The 7,547-nt window shown below is 69.8% G+C and carries 3 protein-coding genes; all 3 read right to left on the bottom strand.

Translation table 11 applies throughout. The annotated features are described in order from the left end of the window. Positions 1 to 82: 82 nt before the first annotated feature. The gene (locus tag NN2_RS26025) at positions 83 to 1,813 is read right to left on the bottom strand and encodes an ABC transporter ATP-binding protein (protein ID WP_063016726.1); all 1,731 of its coding nucleotides are present in this window, start codon (positions 1,811 to 1,813) and stop codon (positions 83 to 85) included. Then, the gene (locus NN2_RS26030) at positions 1,810 to 3,735 is read right to left on the bottom strand and encodes an ABC transporter ATP-binding protein (RefSeq protein WP_063910876.1); all 1,926 of its coding nucleotides are present in this window, start codon (positions 3,733 to 3,735) and stop codon (positions 1,810 to 1,812) included. Before NN2_RS26030 ends, NN2_RS26025 begins: the two co-directional genes overlap by 4 nt. 22 nt (positions 3,736 to 3,757) lie before the next feature. After that, positions 3,758 to 7,547, bottom strand: a 3,790-nt coding sequence (locus tag NN2_RS26035; RefSeq protein WP_063016728.1) for an AMP-binding protein, incomplete at its 5' end; no start/stop codon positions are given.

Below are 7,547 nucleotides of genomic sequence, written 5' to 3' on the forward strand. Positions count from 1 at the left end.
CACGCTGCCACCGGGCGCCACCACGCACCGGGCGGCGGTCACGGCATAGGTGCGTGACCGCCGCCCGTTCGGCGCCGAATCCTCAGGCCGACACCAGATGCCAGCCGGTCGCGCGGGACCGCTCCGACCAGAAACCGGCATAGCGGCCGCCGAGTTCGAGAAGTTCGGCGTGCGTGCCCCGTTCGACGATCCGGCCCGCCTCCACGAACAGAATCTGATCGGCGTGGGCGATGGTGTCGAGCCGATGCGCCACCACGACGACGGTCTTGTCCCGCGTCAGTTCGTGAATGCCGCGCACCACCGCCGCCTCGCTGTGCGGATCGAGGGCGCTGGTCGCCTCGTCGAGCAGCACGATCGGCGCGTCCTTGAGCAGCGCACGGGCGATCGAAACCCGTTGGCGCTCACCGCCGGACAGTGCCGCACCGCCCTCCCCGACCGCCGAATCCCAGCCGTCGGGCAGCCGGTCGACGATCTCGTCCACCCGGGCGATCTCCGCGGCCCGGCGCACCTGCTCGGTCGTGGCGTCCGGATTGCCGACGCGGATGTTGTCGGAGATGGTCTCGTTGAACAGATAGACGTCCTGGAAGACCGGCGACACCTGGCGCAACAGGGTTTCCGAGGGCTGCCGGCGCACATCGTGACCGCCGACGGTGATGCTGCCGGAACCGACGTCGTAGAACCGGGAGGCCAGCTTCAGCAGCGTGGTCTTTCCGCCCCCGGACGGTCCCACGATGGCCGTGGTGGTGCCGCTCGGCACGGTGAAAGATACGCCGTCGATGACCTTTTCACCCTCGCGGTAGCTGAAGTCGACGTTGTCGAAGACGATCTCCGGCGCACCCGGCGCCACGGATTCGGCAGCCTCGGCCAGATCGCGCTCGGCGAGGAAGTTCGTGATCCGGTCGGCGGCGTCGGCGGCGCTGCGGATCGCGGTGCTCAGCTGCGCGGCCCGGTTGATCGGTTCGATGAACCGGGAGGTCACCGCGATCAGCGCGATCGTGGCCGGGATGGAGAGGTCGCCGCCGGTCCCGCGGGCGACCACCACCGACACCACGATCAGGAAGACGATCTGCACGCACAGCGCGAACACCATCAGCCCCGGCACACTGGCGACGATCATGCGCTTGGAAGCCGCCTCCTGTTCGCGCAGTGCCCGGGTGAGTGCCCGGTTGCCCGCGCCCACCGCACCGAAGGCCCGCAACACGGGCTGTGCCTGCGCGAACTCCACGACGCGCGAATTGGCTTCGGCCGCAGCGGCATCGAGTCTGCGGTCGGCGCGGGTGTAGCTGGTGTTCGCCCAGCGGCTGACCAGCAGCAGTACCGGCAGGCTGATCAGCATCACCAGCGCGATCCGCCAGTCGATGAAGGCGACCCCGATGGCGACACCCACCGGAACCAGTACCGCGGTCAGCACGGGTGCGATCAGATAGTTGACCACACTGAGGATTTCGCGCACGCCGCCGACGACCATCCGCGAGAGGGAGCCGGCGTTGGCGGTGGCGAACCAGCCCAGCGGCAGCGTGCTCAGATGATCGCCCAGCCGGGTCTGCACGCCGCGCAGCATGCCCACGCCGATCCGCAGGCCCACCAGCAGCTGCTGATACGAGCACACCGAGGCGACGATCACCGCGAGCGCCAGCCAGGCGGTCCAGCGCCACGCGCGGCCGAAATCGCCGTCGAACAGCGCCTGCAACACCGGAATCAGCAGCAGATAGGCCGCGATCTGTCCCAGCGCGCCCGCGCCGATGAGAGCCACATGGCGCGGCACGTAGCGGCGCAGTTCCGGCGGAACGAGGGCGAAGATCTTCCTGATCACCGCAGTTCTCCTTCGGAGTCGGAACCGGTCGCCGCGGCATCGGCGCCCCGCCGGGTCAGCGCGCCCACCGACGCCTGATTCTGTTCCCAGAGGCGCTGATAGAGCCCGCCGGCGACCGACAGCGTGGCGTGGTCGCCCGTTTCGGCGAGTTCGCCGTTGTCCAGCACCAGGATTCGGTCGACTCCCGTGATGGTGTGCAGCCGGTGCGCGATCACCAGCACGGTGCGGCCGGCGACCAGGACGGCGAGCGCGTCCTGAACCGCGGCCTCGGATTCCGGGTCGGCGAAGGCCGTGGCCTCGTCCAGCACCAGCACCGGGGTGTCGGCCAGCAGGGTGCGGGCGATCGACAGGCGCTGCGCCTCACCACCGGACAGCACCGCGTCGACGCCGATCTCGGAGTCGTAGCCGCGCGGCAGTTCCAGGATCCGATCGTGGATCTGGGCGGCGCGCGCGGCGCGCTCGACGGCGGCCGCATCCGCATCGGGCCGGGCCAGCGCGATGTTGTCGCGGATCGTCCCGCGAATCATCCGCACGTCCTGCAGGACGAAACCCACGGTGCGGTAGAGCTCTGCGGTGGAGTACTCGCGGACGTCCTTGCCGCCGATCGTGATTCGCCCCGCGGTCACGTCGTAGAAGCGCGGCAGCAGCCGGGCCAGGGTCGACTTGCCGGAACCGCTCGGGCCGACCAGTGCGGTGATGGAACCGGGAGCGAGTTCGAAGTCGACCGCACGCAGCACGGTTCGATCGGCGCGATAGCCGAAGCTCACCTGCTCGAACCGGACCGCGAGTCCCGTCGCGACGCCGTTGCCGGCCACATCCGCAGCCTCGGCGTCGGCTCGCACCTCGAGTTCGGGTGTTTGCTGCAGTTGGTGCAGGCGCAACGCCGCGGCACCGCCCTCGCGCAGCGCCTGCCCGCCGAAGCCGATGCCCAGCAGCGCGCCACCCAGCCCGATGCCGAGCAGCAGGAACGGCAGGATGTCGACCGGATCGGTCCAGCCCAGATCGGCGAAGCCCACACCGGCCACCACCACGACGAGCATGAGCAGCACCGGGGTCAGCAGGATCTCGGCGGCCGACTGCAGCTTGGTCATCGGCGTCTTCCAGGCCAGCAGGCTCTCGGCGGTGTTGTCGACCGCGCGCTGGAAGGTGCTGTGCGCCTTGCGAGCCCGGCCGAACGCCCGCACCACCTGAATGCCGTCGACGAATTCGATGATGGACTGTTCGATGGCGCGTTCGTTGGCGTCGAAGACGGCGAAGCGCTCCTGATGCGCCTTACCCATCATGGCCGCGAGGCCGCGCGTGTAGAGCACCAGCGGAATCAGCAGGATCAGGGTCAGCCGCCAGTCGACGGTGAACAGGTAGATCAGCGCCACCACCTGCACCGTCACCGCGCCGACGAATTCGAGCCGGGCGTGCGCGACCAGATAGTGCAGGGCCTCCACATCGTCCTGCAGGAACTTCTTCACCTCACCGGAACTGCGGTCGGTGAACCAGCCCAGCGGCACCCGGGTCAGCTTGGCCGCCAGCAGTTGTCGCAGCGTGAGCTGGAACTTCGCGTCGACCATATGGGTCCAGACCAGCGCCGCGGCCTGCAGCAATCCGCGCAGCACCAGCACCACGACCGCGGCGATCACCAGCGTCCACACCCGATCCGTGTCGATCGGAGCGGACAGCAGTTCGCGGCACGCCTCGACGGTCAGGATGAACGGCACCACGGCGCAGATCGAGGAGGCCACGACGACCAGGCTCGCCAGCGACAACGCACCGTTGACCGGCGCCAGCACCTGTTTGCGGGCCAGGCCGTCGGCGCGGCGCTGCTGTTCGATCGCGACCCGGTCCGGTTCCAGCGGTGCGTCGGGCGTGGTGGGCGGCACCGGCCGCGCTGCCTCCGGCTCGGCCGGATCCACGGTCTGAACCGTCATCAGTCCTTCCCTCCCATAGCTGTCACCCTGCCTGTCGCTGGGCGCCGAATTCGGACATTCCGGAGGCGAAATCACACAGTATGGTGCGCCAGCGCTCGGCGCGCTCGTCGGCCCCGGCCTCGTCCAGCACCGCGGAGTTCACGTCGATATGCGCGACCAGAACCGGGCGCGAATCCTTCGGAACCACCGCGGTGTTGAGGTCGATCGTGAAGCGCAGCGGCAGATCCGGATGTCCGGCCGCACCGAATTCGGCGGTGAGGTCCGGCAGCGGCACCGGCGTCCACGGGCCGCTGCCGAACTGCAGCACATCGAAGCGGCCCAGGTGGTTGAGGCGAATCTGCCCGCGCGCATGCAGGGTTCGATCGTGGACCGGCGCACGGCCGGCCGCCGGAGTCCAGGTCTCGAGTTCGGCCGCCGGCACCAGTGCCGTCTCCTCGACGGTGAACCAGCCGACGCGGCGGGTGTCGTCGCCGGGGTCGCGGCCGTGCGATTCCCGGGTGACCGCGATGCGGTCGGTGGCGTCGGCGGTATCGGCGACCAGCCGGGCGCAGGCGGCGAGCAACAGATCATCCAGGGGCACATCGGTTTCCGCGCACCGGGCGAGCAGGGCCTCGGTGTCGTCGGGGCCGAGTTCCACGATCCGCCGGATCGCCTTGCCCGACCGGTCGCGGCGTGGATCGGTGTAGCGGCCGCCGAGCGGTGTGCCCAGCGTCGGTGGAGCGTCGGACCGCGTCGGGATCGGATCCGATTCCGGCCGATCCTCGTTCATCGGTTGTTCGCCCTGTTCCAGCCGGCGCAGGTCGTCGACCAGGATGAGCCAGGACACCACATCCACGGCGAGGTGATGGATGGACAGGACGAGCCGCGGTTGCTCTCCGCGCAGCAGCGTGGCCGACATCATTCGGCCGGCGCCGGGGTCCAGGCGCTGCACAGTGTCAGCGAGATAGTTTGCCGCACTGTGCCTTTCGGTTCCATCGGCGACGGTGAGCAGTTCGGCGGCGCCGGATTGCTCCTGCGCGACGAGCACAGCGCGGCCGTCGTCGCCGGTGACCAGCCGCGAGCGCAGCGTGGGATGGGCGACCGCCAGGGCCTCCAGCCGTTGGACGACCGACTCGGGAGTGACTGCCGGATCGAGCGAGAAGACCTGGGACTGGGCGAGATAGCGGTAATCGCCGTGTCCGAGGATCTCCTGGGCCAACGCGGTGAGCGGCAGCACCGTGCCCGCCGGCGTCACCTCGGCATTCCCGGGAGCGTCCCCGGACGGATCGTCCAGACGCTCGGCGAGATCGCGAAGATCGGCCGCGGCCAGCACTTCTCGCGCCGAGATGCGGTAACCGGCGCCGCGCAGCCGCGACACCAGATCGATGACGCCGATGCTGTCGATACCCAGATCCACCAGGCTGTCCAGGATGCCGACCCGCGTCCCCGCTCCCGCGCTCATCGCCTCGATCAGCGCCAGCAGGGTGCGTTCGGTCTCGGTTCGCGGTTCGGCGCGGGCGGCAATGTCGGCCGGGCGGGTCAGCAGGTCGGTCGCCACGTGCACATCGAGTTTGTCGTTGCGGTTCAACGGAATCTCGTCGACGAACGCGATGCGGGTGGGGACCAGGAATTGCGGCAGCCGGCGGGCCAGATCCGAGCGCAATCCTGCGACGGTGCCCTCGCCGACCACCAGCGCACCCAGCCGGGTCCGCCCGTTCTCGGTGAAGGCCAGCGTCGCGGCGTGGCGTACGCCGTCGAGTTCGCGCAGCACCACGCTGACCTCGTCGGGTTCGACGCGGTATCCGTTGATCTTGACCTGCCGGTCGACACGGCCTTCGTAGGCGAAGGTGCCGTCGTCGGACCGGCGCACGAGATCACCGGTGCGATAACGTCTTTCGCCCGCCTCGGCCGCGACGAAGGCGGCCGCGGTGGTGGCGGGCCGCCCCAGATACCCGAGCGCGAGTTGCGGCCCGGAAAGGTAGAGCTCGCCCTGCCCACCGGGCGGCACCGGCCGCAGCCGATGGTCGAGCACCTCGGCGGTCATCCCGTCGAACGGGCGGCCGATGGTCGGCGCGGCGTGATCGTGCACGTCGGCCATCAGCGCCTCGACGGTCGCCTCGGTCGGGCCGTAGAAGTTGATGACACGAGTGGTCGCCAATCCCTGCAGGCGCCGCCAGGTGTCCGGACCGATCGCCTCACCACCCAGCGCGAGCACGGCCAGCGGACAGCGCTCGGATCCGGTCTCGGGATCGGTGCGGAACAGTCCGGCGGCGATCAGCCGGTTCAGCATCGACGGCGATGTGTCGAAGATGTCGATCCCGAATTCGCCGATGGCGCCGACGATGCGCTCGGCATCGGTGCGCACCTCGTCACCCAGCAGGACCACGGTGTGACCGCTCAGCAGCGCGACCGTGGGCTGCCAGGCAGCGTCGAATCCGGTGGACCAGCCGTGGCCGATGCGCAGCGTGCGCCCGGTGGCGGCGGCGATGGGCGAGAAGATCCGCCGCTCGTGATTGCCCCAGTGGTTGAGCAGTGCGCGATGCGATACCGCGACCCCCTTGGGCCTGCCGGTCGTGCCGGAGGTGAACACCACGTAGAACGCGGCATCCGCCGACATCGTCACTCGCTGCACATCACGGTCGCCCGCCGTAACCGCAGCGATGCCCGGGAATCGGAGGCGGCCGTCGCTGTCCGTGATCCCGTGGCGGCACTCCGCCCCTTGGGCACGGACCTCGGTCAGCACCTCGGCTCGATCCGCATCGGCGAGGACGATCCGCGCGCCGCTGGTGCTCAGCAGATAGGCCACACGATCGGCGGGGGTGGCCGGGTCGATGTGGACACAGGTGGCACCGGCGAGACCGATCGCGAAGGGAGCGTGGAGGACTCGGCGGTCACGGGGCAACATGACCGCCACCGCGTCGCCGCTGCCGACCCCGGCGGCCCGCAGTTCATCGGCCAGGGTGCATACCGCGACACCGAATTCGGCGAAGCTCTGCTCGCCCGCCGCGTCGACCACCGCCACCCGGTCTGCCGCCGCATGCGCCGCAAGCAGCAATGCCTGGGGAACCGTCGTAGCCTCCACGGCAGGCACAGCGGGCAGCGCCTGCGCGGGCTCGACGGAAGCCTGTACGCCGGGCACATCGGACGAGCTGACCGCCTCCTTCGCCGTATCGGAAAACTCTGCACCACAGTCGTATTCAGCGATCAGCACGGCGGGCTCGTCGTCGAGCAGCACGTCGAGCGCACTACACTGCCGCGCGTCCACGATCCGGGTGGCGACCGCGAGGAGCCGGCGCGCCATCCGGTCGGGGTCGAAAGTGGTGAGCAGGTCGGGGCGGGTTTCGACGCGGCAGATCAGCTCGCCCTGCTCCAGCACCGGGACGAGGGCGATCGGATAGTGGCTCGGGGAGTCGACGCGGCGGGCGGTCATGGTGGCGCCGCCGCCCATCGGCATGCGCGGCGCGACCGCGCCGACCGGGGAGTTCTCGAAGACCAGCAGGCTGTCGAACAACTGCCCGGCCCCGGCGTGCCGCGTGATCTCCGCGATGCCCAGATACTCGTGCGCCCGCAGCTGCGCTACCGAGCGCTGCAGTTCGCCACCGACCTGAGCGGGCGTGCGCTCGTCGATTCGGACCCGCACCGGAATGGTGGTGACCAACGCGCCGACCAGGCGTTCCGCATTCGGCAGCGAGGCATCGCGGCCGGAGGTGGTCTGACCGAAGACCACATCGTCGCGGCCCGTGAGCCCGGAAAGAATTCGGGCCCAGGCCATTTGGAGCACGGTGTTCAGTGTGAGGCCGTTGGCGCGCGCCCAGCCGACGAGCCGGTCGGTG

Origin of the sequence: Nocardia nova NBRC 15556 (assembly GCF_001613005.1) — a bacterium.
In the GTDB taxonomy this organism is placed as follows: domain Bacteria; phylum Actinomycetota; class Actinomycetes; order Mycobacteriales; family Mycobacteriaceae; genus Nocardia; species Nocardia nova.